This is a genomic window from Marinibactrum halimedae (assembly GCF_021234875.1).
GTDB lineage: Bacteria > Pseudomonadota > Gammaproteobacteria > Pseudomonadales > Cellvibrionaceae > Marinibactrum > Marinibactrum halimedae.
Map to the genome: position 1 here is coordinate 1 of NZ_JAJQVM010000050.1, position 23,834 is coordinate 23,834.

The 23,834-nt window shown below is 44.2% G+C and carries 17 protein-coding genes and 3 tRNA genes; 12 read left to right on the plus strand and 8 right to left on the minus strand.

From position 1 onward, the window contains the following. The 3 genes from LU351_RS19205 to LU351_RS19215 form a co-directional block, all read right to left on the minus strand. Positions 1–580: transposase (locus tag LU351_RS19205; RefSeq protein WP_232592392.1), on the minus strand; the 580-nt coding region annotated here is incomplete at its 3' end. Between the two features lie 56 nt (positions 581–636). Then, positions 637–1,203 carry a hypothetical protein gene (locus LU351_RS19210; RefSeq protein ID WP_232595723.1) on the minus strand — a complete coding sequence of 189 codons (567 nt, stop codon included), beginning with the start codon at positions 1,201–1,203 and terminating at the stop codon, positions 637–639. 247 nt (positions 1,204–1,450) lie between these two features. Then, the gene (locus tag LU351_RS19215; RefSeq protein ID WP_232595724.1) at positions 1,451–5,323 is read right to left on the minus strand and encodes a di-heme oxidoredictase family protein; all 3,873 of its coding nucleotides are present in this window, start codon (positions 5,321–5,323) and stop codon (positions 1,451–1,453) included. 926 nt (positions 5,324–6,249) lie between these two features. Here LU351_RS19215 and LU351_RS19220 point away from each other — a divergent pair. Next, positions 6,250–8,010 carry a dipeptidase gene (locus tag LU351_RS19220; RefSeq protein WP_232595725.1) on the plus strand — a complete coding sequence of 587 codons (1,761 nt, stop codon included), beginning with the start codon at positions 6,250–6,252 and terminating at the stop codon, positions 8,008–8,010. 159 nt (positions 8,011–8,169) lie between these two features. Here the strand turns inward: LU351_RS19220 and LU351_RS19225 are convergent, their stop codons facing one another. Beyond that, positions 8,170–9,222, minus strand: a complete 1,053-nt coding sequence (locus LU351_RS19225; RefSeq protein WP_232595726.1) for an aldo/keto reductase — start codon at positions 9,220–9,222, stop codon at positions 8,170–8,172. Between the two features lie 118 nt (positions 9,223–9,340). Here LU351_RS19225 and LU351_RS19230 point away from each other — a divergent pair, with 118 nt between their 5' ends. Next, positions 9,341–10,558 (plus strand): hypothetical protein, encoded by a 1,218-nt coding sequence (locus LU351_RS19230; RefSeq protein WP_232595727.1) that lies wholly within the window; start codon positions 9,341–9,343, stop codon positions 10,556–10,558. A gap of 149 nt (positions 10,559–10,707) precedes the next feature. On the opposite strand, the gene pyk is transcribed toward LU351_RS19230, so the two are convergent. After that, positions 10,708–12,159 carry a pyruvate kinase gene (gene pyk, locus LU351_RS19235; protein WP_232595728.1) on the minus strand — a complete coding sequence of 484 codons (1,452 nt, stop codon included), beginning with the start codon at positions 12,157–12,159 and terminating at the stop codon, positions 10,708–10,710. A 429-nt stretch (positions 12,160–12,588) separates the two neighbouring features. Here pyk and LU351_RS19240 point away from each other — a divergent pair, with 429 nt between their 5' ends. The 5 genes from LU351_RS19240 (at position 12,589) to LU351_RS19260 (ending at position 15,348) form a co-directional block, all read left to right on the plus strand. After that, positions 12,589–13,521: a Rossmann-like and DUF2520 domain-containing protein gene (locus tag LU351_RS19240; protein ID WP_232595729.1), complete on the plus strand. Its 933-nt coding sequence runs from the start codon at positions 12,589–12,591 to the stop codon at positions 13,519–13,521. Positions 13,522–13,690: 169 nt separating this feature from the next. Then, positions 13,691–14,416: a TrmH family RNA methyltransferase gene (locus LU351_RS19245; RefSeq protein ID WP_232595738.1), complete on the plus strand. Its 726-nt coding sequence runs from the start codon at positions 13,691–13,693 to the stop codon at positions 14,414–14,416. Between the two features lie 269 nt (positions 14,417–14,685). Next, positions 14,686–14,759 (plus strand) — tRNA-Cys (locus LU351_RS19250). Between the two features lie 44 nt (positions 14,760–14,803). Further along, positions 14,804–14,891, plus strand: a tRNA-Leu gene (locus tag LU351_RS19255). Between the two features lie 370 nt (positions 14,892–15,261). After that, a tRNA-Leu gene (locus LU351_RS19260) sits at positions 15,262–15,348 on the plus strand. A 294-nt stretch (positions 15,349–15,642) separates the two neighbouring features. Here LU351_RS19260 and LU351_RS19265 read toward each other — a convergent pair. Then, positions 15,643–16,533, minus strand: a complete 891-nt coding sequence (locus tag LU351_RS19265; RefSeq protein WP_232595730.1) for a LysR family transcriptional regulator — start codon at positions 16,531–16,533, stop codon at positions 15,643–15,645. A 118-nt stretch (positions 16,534–16,651) separates the two neighbouring features. Here LU351_RS19265 and LU351_RS19270 point away from each other — a divergent pair, with 118 nt between their 5' ends. From LU351_RS19270 to LU351_RS19280, 3 genes are all read left to right on the plus strand, one after another. Further along, on the plus strand, positions 16,652–17,329 hold the full coding sequence (locus LU351_RS19270) for an NADPH-dependent F420 reductase (protein ID WP_232595731.1): 678 nt from the start codon (positions 16,652–16,654) through the stop codon (positions 17,327–17,329). A gap of 174 nt (positions 17,330–17,503) precedes the next feature. Continuing rightward, complete coding sequence (locus LU351_RS19275) at positions 17,504–18,412, plus strand: LysR family transcriptional regulator (RefSeq protein ID WP_232595732.1); 909 nt, start codon at positions 17,504–17,506, stop codon at positions 18,410–18,412. A 127-nt stretch (positions 18,413–18,539) separates the two neighbouring features. Then, positions 18,540–19,538, plus strand: a complete 999-nt coding sequence (locus LU351_RS19280; RefSeq protein ID WP_232595733.1) for a zinc-dependent alcohol dehydrogenase family protein — start codon at positions 18,540–18,542, stop codon at positions 19,536–19,538. A gap of 378 nt (positions 19,539–19,916) precedes the next feature. On the opposite strand, the gene LU351_RS19285 is transcribed toward LU351_RS19280, so the two are convergent. Further along, a complete protein-coding gene (locus tag LU351_RS19285) occupies positions 19,917–20,807 on the minus strand; it encodes an NmrA family NAD(P)-binding protein (protein WP_232595734.1) in 891 nt (296 codons plus the stop codon). 120 nt (positions 20,808–20,927) lie between these two features. On the opposite strand from LU351_RS19285, the gene LU351_RS19290 reads away from it, so the two are divergent. Then, entirely contained in the window at positions 20,928–21,830 is a 903-nt protein-coding gene (locus LU351_RS19290; RefSeq protein WP_232595735.1) for a LysR family transcriptional regulator, read from the plus strand. A gap of 122 nt (positions 21,831–21,952) precedes the next feature. Further along, the gene (locus tag LU351_RS19295) at positions 21,953–22,411 is read left to right on the plus strand and encodes a LysR substrate-binding domain-containing protein (protein WP_232595736.1); all 459 of its coding nucleotides are present in this window, start codon (positions 21,953–21,955) and stop codon (positions 22,409–22,411) included. A gap of 392 nt (positions 22,412–22,803) precedes the next feature. Here LU351_RS19295 and LU351_RS19300 read toward each other — a convergent pair whose 3' ends face one another. After that, the gene (locus tag LU351_RS19300; RefSeq protein ID WP_232595737.1) at positions 22,804–23,679 is read right to left on the minus strand and encodes an SDR family oxidoreductase; all 876 of its coding nucleotides are present in this window, start codon (positions 23,677–23,679) and stop codon (positions 22,804–22,806) included. Positions 23,680–23,834 lie beyond the last annotated feature (155 nt).

Below are 23,834 nucleotides of genomic sequence, written 5' to 3' on the forward strand. Positions count from 1 at the left end.
TCTCTTGGTTCTTCTTCGCCCAGCGGGCATCCGTATCTTTTTGAGCGCCAACGTTCGGATTCTTTTCAAAACGATCAGGCGTTTCACCGCGTTTTATCTGTTTGTTTTCTTCCTTTTTATTGCGCTGCCTGGGAACATCGACAAAACTCGCATCCACTATTTGACCTTTTCTTGCTTGAAAACCGTGTTCCTCTAATTGAACATCAAAAGTAAAAAACAAACGCTTCATTAAACCAGCTTTGACTAGGTTTTCTCTAAACAGCCACACTGTCTTGGCATCAGGCACCTTGTCCGATGGAGTCAGACCTAAAAACCGGCAAAAAGAATAGCGGTCCCGTATTTGGTACTCTATCTGATCATCGGATACATTGTATAAGTGCTGAAGTACGAGTACTTTGAACATCAGAAGCTCGTCATAGGCTTTACGACCCGCATTGCTTTTTCGGTTCGACTTTCGTATTTCCTTTAAGGTCGGACGAAAGGCTTCCCAAAATATCAGTTTGTTGAGATGAACTAATGGATCTTTTTCATCTAACTTGCGATACCTGTCATCTAAATCAAAAAAGCCGGGCTGAGACATAGAAGGAAACTCTTGAAATTTTTGAACAGTGAGATTATATCAAAGTTGGGCTATTTTTAGAGGTGCCCTTCTGAATAAGAAGGGTCAATACCAACCAATTGACAAATTCGGCGATCAATGGAGGCAATAAATTCGCTGCCTAACGTTCCCATATCACAAGTACGACTCGTTCTGTACGTTTTATCCGCTTCTTCACTGGACAATTCAGAAGGCCGTAATTGGGTTTTAATTAATTCGACCAGTTTTTCACACTCATCCTGGCTTAAAAACTCATCCAGTGTCGTTAATTCTGCCAAGGAGGTATTCAACTTCTCACCGTTAGGAATACTGACCCGGCCATGAGGAATCACCGCCCCAGCATTGCGCAAACCGCTTTTTACGATTTGGCCTTGTGCCAATTGATTAGATGCCGCTCTTTGAGCCTGGCGCATTTGTTCGGCTGCGACAAACGGGTTAACCAATTGGCCTACGGGAATCGTGGGCTCAAATTGCATTTCTTTCACAATCGCATCGTAAAGATAACCTTCATCAAGCAAAATCTTAAAGATACCATTTCGATCTTGCCCGGCTTCCACATTGGTTTTAATCCAATTTTTCCAATCGACACTAAATGACTCTTTCATGGTGATATCTCACTCGCCCCCTGTTTTTATAAGTTTTCTCGGAACAAAAAAGCCCAGAATTTATTTTCCAGTTATCTCTATCATACTGCTTCCATTATTCATATTCCTTTTTAAATGCAAATAAAAAAAGGCACGCATTGCGTGCCTTTTTTTTATTTTGGAAAGATGAACGTGTCAATCATTGAGACACATCACTTTTTTCACCTTTCTTCTTAGTTGCTTATAACGTCTTACTTACAACGTCCTCTTATAATGAACGTAAGAACTCTAGTAATTGCTCACGCTCTCTTTGGGTTGCCGCACTGTAGGCACTGGCTGCTTCTGCACCTTCACCACCATGAGCACGCACCGCTGCATCCAATCCTTTTGCTCTTCCATCGTGCATAAATAAAGCAATGGTGTCTGAGGGAATTTCACGCAATGCCTCAACGCTTGAACCCAAAGTACGCTGGGCTAACCCTGGCGCTTCAGCATTAGTGAACCCCATACCGGTATCTTCTTCAAGTCCAACACGAATGACATTGGCCGCTTTACCGATACCCCATAAAGGTGCGGTACGGAAAACCCCATCACCCATATCATGCGCTTTTAAGTCAGAGTAAGGGCGAATCACGTCACCACTGGTTAGCTGCTGAACTTCCTGATGACAAGATGAGCAATTCATACTGCCATTAAACAATGCTTCACCGGCTAAAACATCTGCCTCAAACATTTTGCTCTTATCCCGCTGCGGGACCGATAAGAACTGCGAGTAATGGGTCAAACTGTCCACTAACTCTGCACTGGGGTTCTCAACTTGGAAGTCTGCTTTTAGAGCGGCACGCACAGCAACCTCTACTGACTCGCCCTTTCCTTCCCAGCCAAAGCCAACTTTACCAGGGAAATCCACCACTTGCTCAAGTAAACCTAACCCAATCAGCGGTGGAGCGATACGAAGACCTACCCCTTCGATATCAAAGGCTTGATCACTGCGTCCATCATTGATGTGGCAAGTTTCACAAGTGTTACGACCCTCATGCTGTGGAATACCTCCAGGGATATCCTCACGGAACGTTCTGTGCTCACGCAAGAATTCTTCCACGTCGGCTAGGCTATCAGTGTGCTCATGCTGCATAAATGCCGCTGCACGCTCATAAACTGTCGCACCGTGTGCATCGTTACCGGCATAACCTCCAAGCTGTGCACGCGGGTCAGACGATTCTTTCGTCCAGCCATGACCAGGTACGTAGTAATACATTTGGCTGTATAAGTTAGCACCGGCACCGTCTACAGGTTGTACTCGCAATTCCCAATCAATGGACTGACCATACGCGAAGCGTTGCTCAAGATTACAGTCCCATACGTTTTGTTGGACTTTCTCACAACGATTGCTATCAACATGACGTGGGCTTCCATCCCCGGCGCGAGCTTCTTTCCCTTCAATGGCCGACCAGATGACTTCTGTGGTATCGCTGAAATCGGATTCTTGATCGTAGGAAAAAACCACTCGAAATACGAGATTTTCACCGGCTTGATCATTGCGAACATCGACCGTAAAACGCGGAACATGCATAAAGTGCGTGGCCGTGTTTTGAACCGAGCTGGTGCTTTTTGCAAACACATTATGGTCGTTGAATACCCCTTGTGGATGTTGACGTCGCGTCCAGCCAGCGAAGGTGTCTACATTCTCTGCCCCCCACTCACCCGCACTGACACACCCTTCTGGGCGATTCAAAGAGAACAGAGCAGAATCTTGATATTCCAATGCATTGCCCGTTTTCCCTTCTTCGGACATTGGCGTGAAGAAACGCTCGTAAGACACGTAATAACTGACTTCTCCATTCAGATACTGCGCAGGAATGGATAAGGTCGCTTGGTTGCCATTTCTCGCCCCTTCAACCGTACCAATATGCTCTAGCACACCTGTATTGTCATTCGACCTGAAAAAGACAGCGCGAAGTCCAGTACCCCAAACATCAGAGGCAAACTTTTGACCAGCCGCAAAATGCAGAGTGTTGCCTTCTATATAAGTGTGGAAACCCGAGTTCGGTATGCCACCGGCGTATAAATCTGAACACGCAGGTAAAGCGGCCTGCTCCCAAGATGCCACGTTGATATTGAAATTGGCTCCAGGAGTTGGATTTGTTGGGTCCGTTGGCTCCGGATCTGTGGGCTCTGGATCAATAGGCTCTGGATCAGTAGGCTCCGGATCTGTAGGCTCCGGATCTGTAGGTTCTGGGTCCGTCGGCTCTGGATCTGTGGGTTCTGGATCTGTGGGTTCTGGGTCCGTAATCACTGAATCACCGCAAGATGCCTGCACAGTTAACTCATGACTCGCAATGTACTGAGGGAAACCACCGCCGATTTTAAACTCAAGTGTGAAGGTATCCCCAACCTCACCGAAAAAGTCACCACTGTTCACATAATAACCATCTTGCAATGTGGCTTGACGACAATCCGTTCCTTTACATAAGTAAGCGAAACTCGGATTTACCCAGTCTGCATCATCACGGTAATACAACTCAATATTAGCGCCGTTGACAACAGCGCCAAAATCACCACAACTGGTATCCGTCGGTTCTTCATCTGTTCCACCGCCTGGGGTCGGTGTTGGCGTTGGTGTTGGTGTTGGTGTTGGCGTCGGCGTCGGTGTTGGCGTCGGCGTCGGTGTTGGTGTTGGTGTTGGTGTTGGTGTCGGCGTTGGTGTCGGCGTTGGCGTTGGCGTTGGCGTTGGCGTTGGCGTCACAATGACACTGCTATCGCCCAAAATAAAGCCATTCGCTTCACTGACTAAACTTTTGAATTCACTACTGATATTTTCATTTAACTGAACACGAGAGTCGGTGTATTTGAAGAAGTTTTGACCCGCCTGATCCGCTGCATTCGCCCACTGAGGCTGCGCATTCCAATTTGCATTAATGTAGTGCCATGCTTTCGTTGAAGAGCGCAAGATTTCACCGCGTTTGCGATTAAACCACTCCAAATCATTATGCAGAGTCACACTGCCATCTGGACTCATACCCACGCCATCATGGGTGTTTGAGAATGGCAGTTTGAAATCATATTGATGGAATAGCGCACCGTGTGGGGTCGCTTCCGCGATAAAGTGCGGCAACCCTTCTGCTTCGGCGATAGCGGCTTCTTCGCCCACATCTGAATCAAATTGAGAAGAACCTACCCAATCGACATAGCGCTTACCTGGCCAGTAACCTTGCTCTTGATCACCAATCGCAGAAGTGGGTCGGCCGGTACCATGGTAGGAATCAGATTGCCAAACATAGGCAACATTATCGACACCACTGTCGTCAAGAAATTCACGAACGTGTTTAAAAGTATCTCGGAAATTCTCAGGAGACCAGCCGCCCGCATCGCCGTTAAATTCATAGCAGGTACGAAGTAAGAATTGGGTATCGCTGTTCTCTTTAAAGAAATCACCGAGCTCTAATAACAAGTCATCGTAGGCACCCTCTTCGTACAATTTTGGCATTAAATCATTGCGTGGGCACCATAAACCGATTGACACTAATTTGGGGTTATAGGTATCAATCAACCATTCTACATTTTGAACACCCGAACCCCATTGATTACGACGAGTACCATTATCTGCACAACCTTCCGCACTGTTGGAATTATAGTTGTCTAAGTTTTTCAACCCATCCAACCCTTTAAAACAATAGCTGCCATCGTAGGACGGTTCACCACGAGAGAGCGTGACATACATGGTGTAACCATGCGGTTTCGGTAAATCCCCTTGCGACATGTACTCTTCAATCGAAGCCTGATCTTGCCCAATAAAGAAATAACGCTCTCCATCATTAGGCACAGCCGGCTTACCGCTCGCGCCCGGTGTCGGTGTTGGTGTTGGTGTTGGTGTTGGTGTTGGTGTTGGTGTTGGTGTTGGTGTTGGTGTTGGTGTCGGTGTTGGTGTTGGTGTCGGTGTTGGCGTAGGTGTCGCAGTTACCGGACAATTGGCACTGGCCGCTTGTCCCTCATCAGCAAAACACTGATTACAGGCTTCAGAAAACAAAGGATGACTCGCCGGACAGTCATTTGCGGACGCAACACTAACATGCCCTGCAGAAACTGCGGCGAAAATACTCATCGCCAACAATTGCGGTTGAAAAATACTCTTCTTATTCATATTTTTTCCCGAGTTTAATAAATTTGCTTCCGACTCTAAGCAGAAATGACCGCCCGCCCGAATCCTTAATGCCACTTTCCATATGCACCTGACTGTAAACGTTTACAATAAAACGTAAAATTCATTCGAGATTGATACTTTCTTTGTGCTTTTAATGAAGTAATTGGAGAGAAATGCTTCGTAGAAACTCTCACATCCATGGTGATAACAATAAAAACAAAAAGTGAGTGCAATTACACATCCTGAGTTTTATAGGCGTGAACTGCCAAACTCAATTCAACAGCAGGTATTTTCTATCCGATCTTTTTTATTCTTACGATAGGTATACAACTATTTATTCATACAACTTATTTTTCACACTTTATTATTCGTACCGACTATTTATAATATTTATTTTATGCGTACTTCTTTTTACTGCTCTGCTTAATCTGCCTCTTCGTTTTTCTTATCTGATGAGGTAATAAACAGAAAATTCTTAAAGCCAAATAAGGATAAACGCGCCATTATTAAAGATTCAAGCCTTGTTCAAAATAGCGAGTAAAAAGACCATAAGTTGTCACAGATCGAAACAACTGACTCTCAACATCTGTAACACTTATACCCCAAATCAAAACGAAAACTTAAAACCTTATTAGTATTACCAAATACACAGCCAAGAGTGACGCAATTCACACCAACCAATTGAAGCAGTTACTCTTTTTTGGCACCATGAACTGCATCACAAAAAATAATGAAATGTGCGCCACTACCTTACCTACACCGAAATCTAATCCCATTAGTATGATAGGTGTATCAAAAATCTAGCCTTTGTTATGATTCTTTCCTAATGGAACACCATTGCCTGATCATTTAATAGCCACCCTCCCTATCATCAGTGCAATGGCGATTTTATGTAACGATCATTCGAACTATCGGTGCCCAATGCTATGCTAAACACAAAGAAATCCTTCCTTCACTCAGTGGTATTCACAGCCACCCTCGGCCTCAGTCCACTATTGGCGTCAAACAATTCATTCGCCACCATTACCCAAGACACCATCAAAGTGATGGAAAAACACACTTTCTCAACGGCAGGATTTCGACCTTTTTTAGCCGACGTAGCCAAATATAATTCAAACTTACAAAGCACCATTCAATCATTTTTAGACGGCAACACCCTTTCGCAACAAGCCAATGAAGACCTTTACCGTTTACTCGGTATTTACACAAAAAAACGCTATGGCGAAGAAGCGATTGCCCTGTTGGAAGAATTCGTCACCTACGATACTGCGATGGTCATAGGCCGCCCCCAGCATGAAAATCCCGATATGATTGCCTTGGGTAAACTCATTGGGGAGAAAGCAAAAGCGTTTGGCTTGGTGTTTAAGAACGTAGATAACCGTGTTTTCGAAGTCACCCTTCCGGGACAAGATGAGGATCTCGTCGGTTTTCATGCTCACGCCGATATCGTTCCTGTCAATAAATCCCTTTGGGTACTGGACGATGGCACACAGTTGGAACCTCTAAAGGTCACTACAATTGGTAATCGTATGTATGGGCGGGGTACAGAAGACGATAAAAACGGGATTGTCGTTTCTCTGTTTGCAATGAAAGTTATTAAAGAGGAGCAACTTCCCGTTCGGCAAACCTTGCGTTTGATCGTCGATACAACGGAAGAAACCTCTGGCACCGCAATACCTTACTACATGAAACGCCGGCCAATGCCACCTTATAATTTAGCATTGGATGGCTCTTATCCCGTCGTCATTGCAGAGAAAGGTTATGGCACGGTTATGGCCAGTTTCCCGGTACGCAAAACAGACACGGACGCCCAGTCACCACAGATTATCGGGATGACAGGTGGTTTAGCCACCAACCAAATTCCTGCCGCCGCCACCCTGACCTTTAGCGGTGGCAATCTAAGCAAGCTAGAGAAGAAAGTTCGTAAGTTGGCAAAACGCTTCACGAAAAAGTACGGCGCCAAACACACCGATGGGCAATTCCATATTGAAACACAACAAACCGACGATACTCTTGTGGTGACCTTCAAAGGCGTTTCCGCCCACTCATCTCAACCAGATACCGGCATCAACCCGGTTTCTCGCATATTCTTGTTCGTCGACACCTACCATAAAGCTCTCGGCATCTCAGAAAACGAGTACACGGATGCTGCCCAATACGCCAGCGATAATTGGGGGCTCGATTTTTATGGAAAAGAATTAGGCATTGATTTCAGCCACGATTTTATGGGGCCAATGACAGCGTCACAAACCTACATCGGTACAGACGGAAAAACCCTAAAAACAGCGGTTAACATTCGTATGCCAGCTGGAAAAACCGCCGACGAATTGAAAAACGAATTGGCACAAAAGCTAGTAACATGGCAAGGCAAGCACGGTGAAATCAAAATCACTATTGAACATTCCCAAGCCGAACCCATGTACCGTAGCCCAGAAGGCAAATGGGTCAATAATCTGTTGGATATTGCGGCGGAAAACCTCAACATCGAGCGAAAGTTTGGCTCTTCAAATGGCGCCACTTCTGCGCACAATTTACCAAACGGAGTGCAATTCGGCCTTTCAATGCCCAATGAAAAATACACCGGACACAACGCCAATGAATTTAAAACGATTGATCAATTTTTGTTGGATTTACAGATCGTAACCGAAACCTTCATCCGAATTGGCAACCTAGATTCAATGGAATAACACAAGTATCACCGCCCTCTCTCAGTGATGCTACGCCACTTAATTTTGTATGGCTTAGCATTACTGAGAGTAGGGTTTAGAGAGGTTAGGGCTTTTAGAGGTTAAGATTTTTAGAGAGGAGCATATGGCTTTTTTTCCATAGCGTCACCGTAAACAACCCTAAAATGGAGAAGGGTACTCTTTCAGCGTTTCGGTAATTGCGACCACTGCCGCTTCCGACAAACCAATCTCAAATGCATCAATATCTTCCGTCAATTGCGCCAAAGAAGTCGCACCAATAATCGTGGATGTTACCCCATCTACTTGATTACACCAGGCAAGCGCCAGTTGCGATGGGGTAATGTTATGCTCATGGGCAATCTCGACAAACCGAGCTATGGCCGCATCTGTCTTTGCATTTTGACGAAATAATCCATTGCGTTGCGATAACGTCCACCGGCTGCCTTCGGGCATAGCACCATTTAAATACTTACCGCTTAACGCCCCACCGGCTAAAGGCGACCATGGTAAATAAGCCACTTCTGAATGCACACAATGTTCGATCAAATACGGCCAGTCTTTGAAGTGCAATAAATTAAATTCATTTTGAATAGAAACAGGTTTAGGTAAATTATGCATTTCAGCTAAACGACAATATTGATGAATTCCCCACGGGGTGTCATCCGATAAGCCAAAGTGACGAATCTTTCCGGCATCCATACACTGCGATAAAGCTTCAAGAATCTCTAGCATTTGATCGATATGAGCTTCAGTATCCACATCGGAAAATTGAATACGACCCGGCCAATGTTTTCCAAAGTGAGGGGATGTGCGATTAGGCCAATGCAACTGATACACATCGATGTAATCCGTTTGTAATCGCGCGAGCGATGCCTCCACCGATGCAGTAATGGCCTGCCCTGTAATATCCGCACCACCTCGTATCCAAGACAGACCATTTCCTGCAATTTTAGTGGCTAAAATAATGTCTGCCCGTTTATTGGCGTTGGCCGCCAACCAGTGGCCAATAATAGTTTCGGTCGTACCGTAGGTACCTGGTGTGGGAGGTACCGCATACATTTCTGCCGTATCAATAAAATTCACACCTCTCGACAGAGCATAATCAATTTGCTCATTGGCTTCTTGCTGATTATTTTGCCTACCCCATGTCATTGAGCCTAAACAAACTCGGGAGACATTCAGACCACTACTCCCCAAAATTGAGTATTGCATTGCCTATCCTCCTAAATGTGTATCTTGAATAAAGATGACTCTTATTGTTGCTGTCCAGTTCACAAGCGTGGTACAAGTGAGTGTTGTCCAATATTATTGCCTTTGTTAAGGAGCAAGAATGCATTCAAGGATTTCTCATAAGACTTTATCTTTATTATTAAAAGGTCTTGTTATTGTACATTTGTTACTGGTGATCAGCGGCTGTGCCACGACGAATCAATTTGTTGTTGCGCAGTACAATACAACTGCCACAGAAAAATTTCCCAATCTTTCTGTATTCTATCAACACCCTCCTAAAGCACTACGAACATTCTGTGAAGAATTTGACCAGAAATCCTTACTCCACCACTGCAGTTTAAACGACATTGGCTTAAACAAGTTTCATAACGCATTGGATGACTCTCAGCTGTTTGAGGGGGTTTATTACGCCAATCAAGATGTTGATTACAAACTGTTGATCAGTACGGCTCACTATAACCACGAAGGTGGTGATGAATTGGGACAAGCGGTTATTGCAGGCGCCACATTAATGCTCGCTCCCGTTATCGTTAATACAGACATTAAAGTGGATGCTTCTCTTACGTGGAATGGGCAGGTGATTAAGCACATGCAGTATGACCTGCCTTTTACCAACAATATTACGCTCTTCACCGCACAACAAGATCATAAACAGGATATGGCGACCAGTGTTGTTTCGCATATTATTCGAGATTTTCAACAAGAAAACCTATTCTCAGCATCATTGCTGTATCAAAAGCTGGATGCCACCGATTACACAACCGCCACCCTACCAGAAACAACCCGCCATTTTATACGTTCAGATCACTACCAATTTCACCATCCATTTAATGGCTTGATGACACGTTACACCCACAAAACATTCGAGTTTGATCACATTGATGCCTTCATTTATCCCATTCGTCATTGGGATTTAAACAACGATTCGTTCTTGCTTTCAGAAGAATTGGACAATTACAAACGAGAAATGGAAATCTATTTGAAGGAAGCGAAGTTTTCAGAATTAAACATTATTGAAGCAACGCAAGTAAGCATCGAGAACAACAACACTAAAATACCGGCAGCGTATTTAAAGGCCACCTATCAAACGGATGAACAACAATCCGTCACAACAATTCTTTATATTTTTCGCAACAAAGACAAATTTGTTAAAGTCAGGTCAACTTATGAAAGTGAAGCCAACTTATCCGACCAGGTGGTAACCTTCTCTCAAGAGCTTGCTTCTCGTATTAGTGTACCGGATGAATCATTATACATGATGAAAGCACGTAAAATGCTCAAAGAAGCATCTTTAAAAGAAGGCCTAAAATCGGAATAACAAATTGAAGCTGGAGTAGCAAATTGAAATTGGACTAGCAAACGGCTTATGTAGAAGTAATACCTGATGCCGTAAGCTCAGAGTTAATCTATACCCAGCAAAACTGGGCATAGATAAATTTTACTCAACAAGCGTGATTAACAAGGTCGTTATTGAATTTCATCGCCCACACGAACAATCTTCAAAGCGTTCGTACCACCATGAACATTCATATAGTCGCCTTTGGTGATAATAACCAAGTCGCCATCGTCAACGACTTTACGCTCTTTTAAAGAATCGACTGCCGCTGCATTAACTTTGGAGTAATCCATGTCGTCACTGCTTTCAAAGCCAACAGAATAAACGCCACGGAATAACACCACACGACTTTCTGTTTTACGCGAACGAGTATAAGCAAAAATAGGCAAACCTGAATTAATGCGAGACATCAATAATGGCGTTTTGCCGGTCTCGGTCATACAGATAACCGCTTTAATGCCTTCCAAATGGTTGGCCGTGTACATCGCAGCCATGGCAATAGATTCATCAATAGCATCGAACTCTTCGTACAAACGATGCTTAGAACGCGTGGCATCTGGATTTTGCTCGGCCCCCATGATGACACGAACCATCGCTTTCACGGTTTCAATTGGGTATTTGCCTGCTGCGGTTTCGGCAGAAAGCATCACCGCATCGGTTCCATCCAATACCGCATTGGCCACATCCATCACTTCAGCGCGAGTTGGCATTGGGCTAGAAATCATACTTTCCATCATTTGCGTCGCGGTAATCACGCCTTTATTCGCATGACGGGCTCGACGAATAATGGTTTTTTGAACACCTACTAATGCGGCATCGCCAATTTCTACGCCCAAATCGCCCCGTGCCACCATGACCACATCGGAAGCATTGATGAGTTTATCTAGGCAGTCTAAATCATTAACGGTTTCTGCACGCTCGATTTTGGCCACCAAAAAGCCATTGCCACCCGCCTCTTCAAATAACTGGCGCGCCAAGTTCATGTCTTCGGCAGAACGAGGGAAGGATACTGCCAAATAATCCACGTCAATTTTGACGGCTAATTTAATGTCTTCGCGATCTTTCGCTGTCAACGCCGGTGCCGTAAGACCACCGCCTTCTCGGTTAATCCCTTTATTGTTGGAAAGCTGTCCGCCTACATCCACCGTAGTGTGAATTTTCGAACCTTCAATATCGGTAATTTTCAAAATGACGCGGCCATCATCCAGTAAAAGACGATCACCCGGATTACAATCTTTAGGCAAGTCGGCGTAGTCGATCCCAACGGTTTGTTGGTTGCCATCCATTTTTCCCAATTGAGCATCCAGCGTAAAGGCATCTCCGTCTTTCAGCTGAATCGGGCCATCAGCAAAGCGCGCCACACGAATTTTAGGGCCCTGTAAATCCCCTAAAATAGCAATAGGCAAATCATGTTTACGCGCCAACTCACGAGCAAGTGTCGCGCGATTGAGGTGGTCTTCAGGTGCCCCATGAGAAAAATTCAAACGCAGGACATTGGCACCGGCCAATAAAAGCTTTTCTAATACATCGGGGTTGTCAGTGGCAGGGCCTAAGGTTGCAACGATTTTGGTACGCCGTAGCATCGTAAAATCTCCCCAGATCATTCTGGTCATTTATGAGGGTTGTGAAAAGGCAAAGAGAGATCCATTCATCGGATTGCGCAAACGCAGGCCAGTATTTCCTTGTTATGAAATTACAATTTTTATTTTTTTTGTAATTTAGTTACATTTTCACATATTGAGAGCGATATGACCATAGGCAATGGATGGATATGTCATCGATCTTTTATAATGACCCATGACTATTTTGATGGGTATTTCTCGACGCCTCAGCCCTTTCATTCAGCCCTTTCATTCAGCCCTTTCATTCAGCCCTTTCATTCAGCCCTTTCATTCAGCCCTTTCAGATTACAAAGAAACGTAATAAAAGTGATTAGCGCCTCCCATTCCTCTGATTTCAGGTTACTATTAGGCACGTTTTTCTTCTTACGACACCCACTTATTAGCACACCAATGACCAATAGCTCACACACTTCGTCCAAAACACCAATGCATTCCGTCAACTTGAATATCATTGGTACCGGGCATGTTGGTAAAACGCTCGGCAAACTTTGGCACCAATCTGGTGTTGCTAACATTAATATGTTGTTTAACCGCTCTTTATACAGTGGCCAATCTGCGGCTGAATTTATTGAAGCCGGTACAGCTACGGCAGAATGGTCATGCCTTTGTCCTTCACCATTTTGGTTAATTTCGACCACCGACGCCAGCATAACCCCAGTGGCCCAGTCACTCGCCGAACACGGCAAGCATTGGAATTGGAAAGGCACTGTAGTGTTTCACACCAGCGGAGCCCTTAATGCCAACGCACTGAAGCCCTTAGCAGAATTGGGCGCACATTGCGCCAGCGTACACCCAGTACACTCCTTTGCCGATCCACTCCACTCTCTCTCCACACTCCCCGAAAGCTTATGCGCAGCCGAAGGCCACCTTGATGCCCTAAATAAACTCGAACCCTGGTTTACTCGCATTGGCTGTCAATGGCTACCACTGACCACCACAGAGAAAATGATCTACCACGCAGGCTCAGTGATGGCCTGTAATTATTTAGTGACACTCATGGAAGTCAGTCGTCGATGTCTTGCTGCCGGCGGTGTTCCCGAGACCAAAATCACCCACCTTCTCAAACCCCTAGTGATGACGACTCTCGACAATATTTTTACGGAAGGATCAGACAAAGCATTAACGGGCCCAATCGCTCGTGGGGATGCGCAGCTGGTGAATCATCAATGGAAGGCATTGAAAGCCATGGACGAAGACATTGCCGACCTTTATCAACATCTGGGAAAGGCCACTGTGGATATGGCAAAGTCACATTTTCACCCTGATACATTGAATAAACTGCAGGCGGCACTCATCAAAGACGACAAAAAGGTTTCCCTGTAAAGCTATACAGCCTGCTGTTACACCCCCAAACATTTACAATGCCATACACCCTATTTATGCATTCATTTAATACCCATTGTTAACCACCCTATTAATACCCTAGGAATCGGAAGTGAAAGACACAAAAGACAGCCCTGAGTACTTAGCCAAAAAGCGCGCCTTTTCAAAAATGCTTACTTTATATGGACGCAAACCGGTATTAGAAGCGTTGCAAGACCCTTCCGTTACCCCCTTTCGCCTACATTTGGCCACTTCCAACAAACCAGTCACCCTATTGGATGACATTCTTTTACTTGCCGAGAGTAAAGGGGCCGAAGTGCGTTATCACACCCGAGACGCGCTCTCTCGTATTTCCAAAAACAGCAAACAAGATCAAGGGGTGGCGATTGATTTACAATGCCCTGGTTTTCAACAAGCCGACGATTTTTTAGCCGCACCACCGAAAGCCCACTTTGAATTACTTGCACTGGACGGCATTACCAATCCTCAAAATGTCGGCATGATCATTCGCTCTGCCACCGCAGGGGCGATTGATGGCATCATACTGCCAGAGAAAGGCTGCGCGCCTATCGATCCGTTGGTGATCAAAGCCAGTGCCGGCACTGTGTTTAAAGCCAATATTCTTCGTTGCTCATCGCTGGTAAAAACACTCAAACAGTTCCGGCAACACGGCACCCATGTTTACGGGCTGTCTTCACACGCCGATACCACTTTGGCCAACCTAACTAGCCACAGTGCAAATATCTATGTACTAGGAAATGAAACCAAAGGCGTTTCCAAGGAAGTCAGCGAACTGTGCAACAAACATATCGCCATCCCAATGAACAATAATGTGGAATCCTTGAACGTCGCCGTAACCGCTGCACTGATCGCATTTCGAACCGTCATTCGCTAAAGCAGCTCCATTCTGGATAGATCACCCACACACTGATCAAAAACTGTGCCAAAGAAAGCTAATCGACTGAGATACCTTATATTGGCACTTGACTAACCTCGATAAGGGCATAGAATACGCCCCCATCAAGCCGACACGGCGCCTCAAGCGCTGTTTGATTGAATCAAATAAAAATTCTGATTCAGAAGCAGAATGATAAGAAAACTTAGGTAAGTATCAGAAAACACTAGGTTTTTTATCAAAGTTTCGGTAAGATGCGCAGCTCCAAAGGCGCGGTAGCAAAGTGGTTATGCTGCGGATTGCAAATCCGCCGACGCCGGTTCGATTCCGGCCCGCGCCTCCAGACCGTATACCAAACTGATACATTCAGTTACGGCACTTCCCAAAGCCCGGGTGGTGGAATTGGTAGACACAGGAGACTTAAAATCTCCCGGCTTAATAAGCCGTGCCGGTTCAAGTCCGGCCCCGGGCACCACAACAAAAAACTCCTTAAAAATCAATGACTTAAAGTGAAAGTTAAAGTCCGTTTTGGGCACTCTGACTCTCGTTTTCATTCCGAAGCAAATAAAATTATCCTTTATTTTCAACGACTTAGAAAAAGCCGTTTTTAGAAAGGCCTCTAAGATTACTCACGATTTACACACGCTGCTGTCATATTTGCTGTTATATTTTTCCAAAATTGCCTGCATCCCGCGTTTGCCATGAGGCTAATAAAGAGGCTCTAATAGAAGCTAAGCTTGACGTTATAGAATGGTTAAAGAGGATTCAGCGCTAAGATAGGCAGCTTTTATATTATCGGGCAAAAATAGGGTCACCCATTAGGCTTTTGGAATATCCCCTCCTGTGCCGGAGTGGTGAAATTGGTAGACACGTCGGATTCAAAATCCGATGCTAGCGATAGCGTGCCGGTTCAAGTACGGCCTCCGGTACCATTAAATTCCCAGTAGTTAAATTCTTACCTACGTACCTCTTAAAAACTTCAACGTATGGACTTGAATCGGTGAGGTTCACAGACTTAGCCTATGGCGAAGTTTGGATGAGGAGCAAAGCGACGAAGCCCCGCAGGGGTCAAAACAGCCCTTAGGCTGATTTGATCAACTCCGGCCTCCGGTACCATTTAAAATTCCCCAAATAAATCAATAGCACCGCTTCTTTTCAAGACCCCAATGTATGGACTTGAGCCGGCAAGATTCAAAAACTGCACAGCAACTTTCTACGAGCGCTTCTCAGCAAATGTTACTTGCCAGAAAGTCTATAAAGCAGCGTACTTTAAGGCTTAGGCTTTCCTTACTTGGGTATATAACGTAAGCAGCCCAGTGCTTTGCTGCGTTATTTTTAAATAGCTGAATCAATCGGCCTTCTTTGATGTCCTTTTCGACTCCATAGCTTCCCGTCTGAATAATGCCCACATGATTTAGCGCCATAATTCTTAGCGCTTCTGGGTCATTGGTGGAGATAAAATTATTCGGAGTAAACACGACTTGCTCTCCACGCCTAACGAACTCCCAGCTGAGCATTTTTCCTGTTCTCGGCAGTCTGATGGTAATGCATTGATGAGACTGCATATCTTCGATCGATTTTGGCTTGCCGTATTTCTCTAAATACTCCGGTGAGGCGCATGTCGCTAGTTCAAAGCCTGATAGCTTACGTGAGATGAAAGCACTATCAGCCAATCTGCTGCCTACTCGAATTGATAGATCATAGTTTTCTGAAATGAGATCAGAGATTGTATCTGTAAGAATCAACTCACACTCAACCTTTGGATACTGCTGCATAAACTGTCCGAGCAGCGGGATAATACGTACTCTTCCGTAATCCGTAGTACAGGAAACGCGTATCTGCCCAGAAGGTTCCGCGAGCGTTTCTGTGATGGTCTTGCCCGCCTCCATAAGATCTAATGTAGGCTGTCTGCACAGTTCTAAAAAAAGCTGACCTTGATCAGTGAGCACGATTTTTCTTGTCGAGCGAGCGAACAAACGTACTCCCAGCTCATCCTCTAATTTTCGAATATGTTTGCTCACCGCACTAGGTGTGAGGCCCAGGTTTCGGGCAGCAGCAGAAAAACTCTGTAATTCGGAAGAAGCAATAAACGACCGTAGCTCAATAAATGCCTGCATTTATTTAATCCAATATGGAATATCTATTTATATCATTTTGTATCTAATAGTTTAGCCTAAATCCAATAATAATGAACTCACCTAAACAGTGACACAAACCAACTAGAGGTGAATGAATATGAAAATTGGAATTATCGGTACAGGCAACATGGGCCGTGCAATTGGTGTCAGATTGAGCTTGGTGGGACATCAGGTATTTTTTGGCGCGAGAGATAAACAATCAACTGAATTTGCACAATCATTTGCACCAAATGCCTTGTCCGGCTCGCTGCAGCAAGCAGCCGAATTTGGCGACATACTTTTTTATTCTATTCGCGATGTGCCGTCGGCAGGCATCTTTAGCGATCTCACGGTGTTTGACGACAAAATCATCGTCGACTTGAATAATGGCCCGATACCAGAGGGATACCACTATGCTCCGATTGTAGAGAGTAAAACCGAGAAGTTACAAACGGATATTCCCAAGGCAAAGGTGGTTAAAGCTTTCAACGGACTGGCGATGGAAGTCTATGATCTACCGAAAGAAACATTGCAAGCGCATAACGTCACCATTTTTGTCGCATCCAGCCATGCGGATGCCCGGCAAAAAGTAGCATCGTTAGCATCAGATATCGGGTTTACGCCCGTTGAACTCAAATCCAATCACTCTGCACGTCTTCTCGAAGCTCATGCAGACTTAGTACGACAGATTATGGGTGAGGCGAAACTCGGACCAATGGCGCATATCTCTGCGGATGTTCTTCCTAGTCCGGAAGGTACAGTTGTTGGCGTGAGACAAACATCCAACTATAAATAAGCTTCTCCAACTATGCTAAGTTATAGGTTTATAAAATAACTATCAAACATAACTTGATTTAGTGAAATGACGAGTACGCCATTTCACTATTTCTTTATTTCAAGCTTAAATTCCATTTTTTGTGACAGCGAGGATAAGCTCGCCTGCTATCAAATTAACTATTGAGCAGAATGTATGAAGAGAACTATCAGAAACGTAGATTTGAACCTTCTTGTTGTTTTCGGCTCCCTACTCGAAACTCGGAATGTTTCTAAAACTTCGAAAATTCTTAATCTATCGCAATCAGCCGTTAGCGGAATCCTGAAACGACTCAGGGAAACCTTTGAAGATGAGCTATTTGTTCGTCAGCAGCGAGGACTGTTACCCACGCAAAAGGCATTGCAACTAGAGCAGCCGATAAGAGTTTGGTTATTGCAAACCGAAACGCTGTTTCGCCCTCAAGAATTTATACCAGAAAAAACCGATCGCATTTTTAGTGTTGCCGCAACCGACTATATTCAGACGACATTGTTACCTTACTTGAGTGAGAATCTAAATAAACTGGCTCCGAATGCCAAGCTCCGTGTGCTTCCCGTGAATCATACTCAAAATATGCTTGATCTCGAAAATGGTGAATTGGATTTTCTTTTTTCTACCTTTGACATGGCACCACAGCATCTGCGTTCGAAACAGATTTATAGTGAAAGTTATGTTGTCGCAATGAGTAAAAATCATCCTCTCGCCGGCCGAACACTATCCATTCACGACTTTGTATCATTTCCCCACATACTAGTATCACCGACAGGGGGAAGCCTGAGTTCGCAAACCGATGCAATACTGCAAACAAGAGGTGAAAAAAGAAATGTTTTTATGAGTACGCCGAGTTTCGCAGCCGTGCCGTCTCTCCTATCGACTACTCAATGCCTGTCTGTTCTCCCAGAGAGAATGGCAAATATGTCTGAAAGTCTAACCATTGCTGTCCCACCTATCGATATTAAGGGCTTCAGTATTATTCTTGCTTGGCATGAGCGAAATCACGGCGATCCTGCATTGCACTGGTTTAAGGACCAGATTCTCCAAATCAATGAAATGCTGGGCTCATAGGGGCTCAACCTAGATATCCTTTATGGCGATATCAGATATAAAAAATATCGACTTCATAAATATCTAAATCAGGCATAAGCTTTCCACAAATCAACCGATCAACATCATCTTGAAACTGGAGAGCAACATGAACACCAATACTGTCATCAAATTTCACGAAGTAGGTGAGCCTGAAGTTTTACAATATGAACAAGAAGCCATCAAGCGGCCTAAAAATGGTGAAATCAGAATAAAAGTAGAAGCGATTGGCGTAGGTTTTGGAGAATGCCTCTACAGGCGTGGTTGGTACATTCAAGAAACAGTGCTAGGCGGCTCACTCGGAAACAATGCTGTGGGTATCGTAGATGCAATAGGCCCTGACGTAACCAACGTTAACGTAGGTCAAAAAATTTCTTTGATTCCATCATTCCAAATGAATGAATTCACTGTATACAGTGAGTATGCCATTGTGCCGGCTTTCTCTGCCGCACCTTATTTCGATAGCTTATCGATCGAGGAAAATGCGTCAATATGGATGCAAGTTTCAACAGCCTATGGCGCTCTAATCCATTACGGAAATATTGATCACTCGGATACCGTTCTAATTCACCCTTCTTCCGGCGGTGTGGGTATTGCTGCAATACAAACAGCCAAAAAAGTTGGCGCAAGAGTGATAGCGACAACGCGTAATCCGGATAAAGTAAATAGCTTGCTGGACTATGGTGCTGATCACGTTATTGTGACTTCAACGGAAAGTATCTCTGATGGTGTAAATAGGATTACGAAGGACATAGGTGTGAGTTTGGTCTTTAATGCCATGACAGGAAATGTTCTAAATGAATTAGTGGAAGTGACTAAGCCTGGCGGTCGAGTCATTCAATATGGTGGGATCGGCGGTGAGGACACGCCTCTACCGTTTGCATCAGTGATAGGAAAAGGCATTACAATTCAAGGTTACACCTTATATGAGCTTACTTATGAGCCAAGTAATCTCGAGAAGGTCATCTCATTTGTCAAAGAAGGTGTTGAATCTGGTATCTACACTGCAAATGTCGGCAGAGTATTTGATTTTAGCGACATGGTAAATGTACATAAATATCTTGAGGCTGGAGATATGGCCGGTAGCGTAGTAGTCAGAGTTGGATAAAAAAAGGACCGGGCACTTTGATGCGAATGATTCAAAGTGCCCGATCTTTCTAAGTTGTGCTTAGCGAAATTGAATAACCGGTTTTTTAAAAGGCCGCTCTACTCTCTTGTTAAGTGATATGACAAGAGTGGCATTTCACTATTGCATTATTTCAAGCTTAAATTACGTTTTTCTATTGACTTAGTTGAATTAGTCACAATTTAATCTAACGCTTTCAAAAACAGGGCTAGATCAAAACTGACAGTCTCTTGAGTACGTAAAGCGGACCTTTGGCTAATTCTTTTTGAAAAGCTAAACATACGATTTATACCCTTAACAATGCTAAAATACTTGGTTCCAAATCGCATGGCCCCTGCAACGAGGGGCCTTTGTTTTCTATTACTGAGCAACAGCCCTTAGTAACGATTCTTTTTCGCGTTCGATGAATTGAGTCCATGTTGTTGGATAGCGCCCGGTTGCTTGCTTAAACGCCTCCTTATCAAACGTTGCATCAGCATTGATAATTTTGCCTTCACCATTCAACAGGAACTGATCCCTAATACATGCCATATAGGCAGCATCTGCTCCTTGAGATATAACACCAGCATAGAAATCGTTCGGGTCTAAAGGTAGCGTGGTCAAATTGAGAGCTAGCTCTTTGCTCAAAGTATCAGCTACGTGTTGAATGCTGCCCGTATCATAGCCGAGTCGCCATACCTGATTCTTAAATTCTTCCGGTCGAGCTAATGCTGCTGAAGCTATTGCGCCAACATCTGTAGCATCAACCCAGCTCCAAACAGCCTCTTTAAGCAAATTGACGAGACCATTGGGGTTTAACCAGCCAAACGCCGTGATGTTTTGCATAAACGCCTCAGGTTGGAGGTGCGTGTAATCAAAGCCTTGTTGTTCAATATAGGCCTCTATCATTTTGTGCCAGCCCCAGTGCGAGACTTCTGTTGTATCGTTACCCGAAGCACCAATATGCACAATATGTTTTACGCCTGCTGTTTTAGCAGCATCAATAACCCGCTTGGATTGTTTCATCATATCGACGGTGTAGCCCGTCAATAGCAATAAGCTATCTATACCTTCAACCGCGCCTGGGATGGTATCTGCGTCGTCTAAGTCTAAAGCGACTGGCGTAACACCTTTGCTTTTGAACTCCTCTGCGCGAGCCATGCTGCGAAGTCCAGCGAACACATTGATATTTTCCTGCGTGCTAAGTTGATTGATAACCTCGCTACCAACTTTACCAGTAGCGCCTATGACTAAAACGTTATGAGTTGACATGTTTGTATCTCCTAAAGTGATTGAATTAACGTTGTAGAGTTACTTTAGGAAATGCTGGAAAAGTTATGAATAGCAAAAGCTTTCATTATATACTTGCAGAAAATGCAACAGGTACTGACAATGAAATCAAACCTAGAAGACATGAAACTGTTTTTACGTATCGTCGAAGTGGGAAGCTTGCGACAAGTTGCCATTGAATACATGACCGAAGCCTCAACCATAAGCAGAAGACTCAGTGCGCTGGAGAAACGCCTTGGCGTCAAACTGATTGAGCGCTCTAAAGTTCAATCATTCCCTACCGAGGTGGGGAAAGCCTATTATGAACGTCTACGCCATTTGTTGACTCAAATAGACAGTTTAGAAAGCGACATATCTGATACGACTAATACACCGTCAGGGTTGTTACGTGTCAGTTGTCCTGTTGATTTTGGCGCATTGTACATCGCTCCCTGGTTGCACGATTTGCAACAAGCTTACCCTGATTTGAAAATTGAGTTATTGCTTAATGACCAAATGGTCAACCTGGTCGAAGAAGGCATTGATGTTGCTCTTCGAATTGGTCAACTACCTGATTCAGCTATCCGTGCAAGGCACCTTGGCAATATGGGGGTGGCAATTGTTGGTTCAAAGCAGTATCTCGAAACGCACGGCACACCAAAAACACCACAAGATTTAGAGAAACATAATTTTGTGCTGTACAACTGGTTGCATAAGCCTACCTCTATGACATTCAAACAGGGAGAAGTTGAAAAAAAGGTGCATATGAATAGCACCTTTGCTGCAAACAATGTTGGGGCCATCATGAATGTAGTGAAGAAAGGCGGTGGGCTGCATTACGCACCCAAATGGTTTTTGCACAAGGAAGGTCGAGACCATGATTTGGTTGAAGTGCTTGAGGATTGGCAAAAACCTTCTTTTCCCCTAAACGCGCTCTATATTGCTCCCTCGACAGATTTGATACCTGCAAAAGTCCGCGTGTTTATCGATTTACTTTTGAAAAACATTGCGCACATTGTGATTTAACCATTCTCAATTGTCATTTGGCACATAGTCCAACATCCCTCTGTTGCAGTTCATGCAATTATAAGATGCAGTATTTTCGTATTCTCGACACTTAGCAATTCACATAAATCAAAGTCGGGCCAGTGCCAGATGACACACTTATCGTCAAAAAACTCGGTTCTGTTGAACGAATTCTTGTTGCCTCAAAGGACTTCTTAGAAGCTAATGGTATGCCCAAAAATCCTTCGCAAGCAAAAGCTTACGATACGATAGGCCTCTTACCTTTTGAAGGCGGTAAAATCCCGCTATCAAATGAGCAGGGAAAAACGGTTTACCTACAACCATTTCTAAAAACCACGACCAATAATATTTTTGCATTAAAGGAATTGGTCATTTCGGGGCTTGGCATGGCTGTGATGCCAAGGTGGTTTATTAATCAGGAACTGGAACAAGAGCAACTGATTAACCTATTACCGGAATGGAGAGCACCTTCATTAGATGTTCATATTGCATACCTACCAGGCAAACATCAGCCATTGCGATTGAGAGCTTTTGCGGAACTGATGGTGAGAGAAGTCGGTAGAATTCCTGGAATTACATAGCGCAGGAATACAAAACTACTCGCTCTTTCAGTCCAATATCGAGCACTTAAATTAAATCAACACTGCATTATCAATTGCAAAGTAACCTTTGTGATTTAGCTCGAGTGGTATCTCTTCTGGCAGGCACCAACTAAGCACAACTTGATGTCTGGCCGCATGCCAGTCTCCGTCGGAGAGTTTTCCAATTGTGGTTGCACCGATAATGCCCTTTTTCGTGATTGTATCTCCTGATAGGTGACTAAATATCGCCAATGATGACAAACTGCATGTAAATTAGGCACCATAGAAAATGCATCGAGTGATGCTTGCAATAATGGTTTTTAGTCACTAAGTGCTGATTCAATCGTATGTAATGTAAATTCGCTCATTTTTGATTCCTCCATATTCGTCGACTAAGCTTTAAACGCAGCAACATTAGCACGCACAAATTGCTCAAACGTAGTTGGCGCACGGCCAATTAAGTTAGACAAGTCTTGGGTTGGCTCGGGCTTAAATTCACCGTTTCGCATTGCTGTCCAAAGCTGCACCAATGAATCTGCGAGCACTTCTGGTACTTGCCAATTAAGCAATCCGGCTTTGGCCTCTTCATTCGTTACTGGCAAATACTTGATTGGACGTCCCAATACTTCGGAAAAGACGCTGGCGACATTGTCATGATTGAGTTGTTCAGACCCTGTCAGGGTATAAACGTTTCCAATGTGTTTATCTGGGTTGAGAAGAACGTTTGCAGCAGCTTCACCAATGTCATTGTTGTCAACTAGGGTCATCACTGCATTGGCATCAGTACCGAATGGCGCGGCAATTAAGTCGCTTTCTTTGATTGATTGGGCCGACGCGAAAAAGTTATTGGTATAGGTTGCAGGACGTAAAATTGTCCAGTTAAGGGTAGATGATCTAAGGTGCGCTTCTGCTTGACCTAACCATGCTAACGTTTTAATGGGTGATTTTAGATCTGCGCCAACACCAGAGAGCTGAACAATGTGACGAACGCCAGCTTTTTCTGCTGCCCTGACAAAATTACCGTGTTTTTCCGCAAATGTAGGTTCATAAGCACTAACTAAAAATGCCACTTCGATACCGCTCAATACTTTCTCTAACGAAGCACTGTCACTAAAATCCCCTTTTACGTATGAAATATTAGGGTCTTTCACAATCGCTTTTGATGGATTACGTAATAGTGCGCGAACATTGACATCTTTCGCTGCAAGAGATTCTAGAACCGCTTTTCCGTTATTACCTGTACCGCCTGTTACTAAAATTGAAGTCATGATTTTTTCTCCTTGTTAAGTTAATTAAGGGAACCTCTATAAATTCGTTTTTTTAGCGCGATAATTTTCTAATTTTTTCTACCGGAACATTTACCGAAAATAATTATCATTACGCATTTATTTACAAAAATATTGGATAAAAATTCGTTCTTTTG

Bases quoted from the DNA above. Each gene is read 5' to 3' on its own strand.
- LU351_RS19225 (WP_232595726.1), bottom strand. From the start codon at position 9,222: ATGCAATACTCAATTTTGGGGAGTAGTGGTCTGAATGTCTCCCGAGTT.
- LU351_RS19265 (WP_232595730.1), bottom strand. From the start codon at position 16,533: ATGCAGGCATTTATTGAGCTACGGTCGTTTATTGCTTCTTCCGAATTA.
- LU351_RS19280 (WP_232595733.1), top strand. From the start codon at position 18,540: ATGAACACCAATACTGTCATCAAATTTCACGAAGTAGGTGAGCCTGAA.
- LU351_RS19240 (WP_232595729.1), top strand. From the start codon at position 12,589: ATGACCAATAGCTCACACACTTCGTCCAAAACACCAATGCATTCCGTC.
- LU351_RS19300 (WP_232595737.1), bottom strand. From the start codon at position 23,679: ATGACTTCAATTTTAGTAACAGGCGGTACAGGTAATAACGGAAAAGCG.
- LU351_RS19290 (WP_232595735.1), top strand. From the start codon at position 20,928: ATGAAATCAAACCTAGAAGACATGAAACTGTTTTTACGTATCGTCGAA.
- LU351_RS19270 (WP_232595731.1), top strand. From the start codon at position 16,652: ATGAAAATTGGAATTATCGGTACAGGCAACATGGGCCGTGCAATTGGT.
- LU351_RS19230 (WP_232595727.1), top strand. From the start codon at position 9,341: ATGCATTCAAGGATTTCTCATAAGACTTTATCTTTATTATTAAAAGGT.
- pyk (WP_232595728.1), bottom strand. From the start codon at position 12,159: ATGCTACGGCGTACCAAAATCGTTGCAACCTTAGGCCCTGCCACTGAC.
- LU351_RS19285 (WP_232595734.1), bottom strand. From the start codon at position 20,807: ATGTCAACTCATAACGTTTTAGTCATAGGCGCTACTGGTAAAGTTGGT.
- LU351_RS19220 (WP_232595725.1), top strand. From the start codon at position 6,250: ATGCTAAACACAAAGAAATCCTTCCTTCACTCAGTGGTATTCACAGCC.
- LU351_RS19210 (WP_232595723.1), bottom strand. From the start codon at position 1,203: ATGAAAGAGTCATTTAGTGTCGATTGGAAAAATTGGATTAAAACCAAT.
- LU351_RS19275 (WP_232595732.1), top strand. From the start codon at position 17,504: ATGAAGAGAACTATCAGAAACGTAGATTTGAACCTTCTTGTTGTTTTC.
- LU351_RS19245 (WP_232595738.1), top strand. From the start codon at position 13,691: ATGCTTACTTTATATGGACGCAAACCGGTATTAGAAGCGTTGCAAGAC.
- LU351_RS19215 (WP_232595724.1), bottom strand. From the start codon at position 5,323: ATGAATAAGAAGAGTATTTTTCAACCGCAATTGTTGGCGATGAGTATT.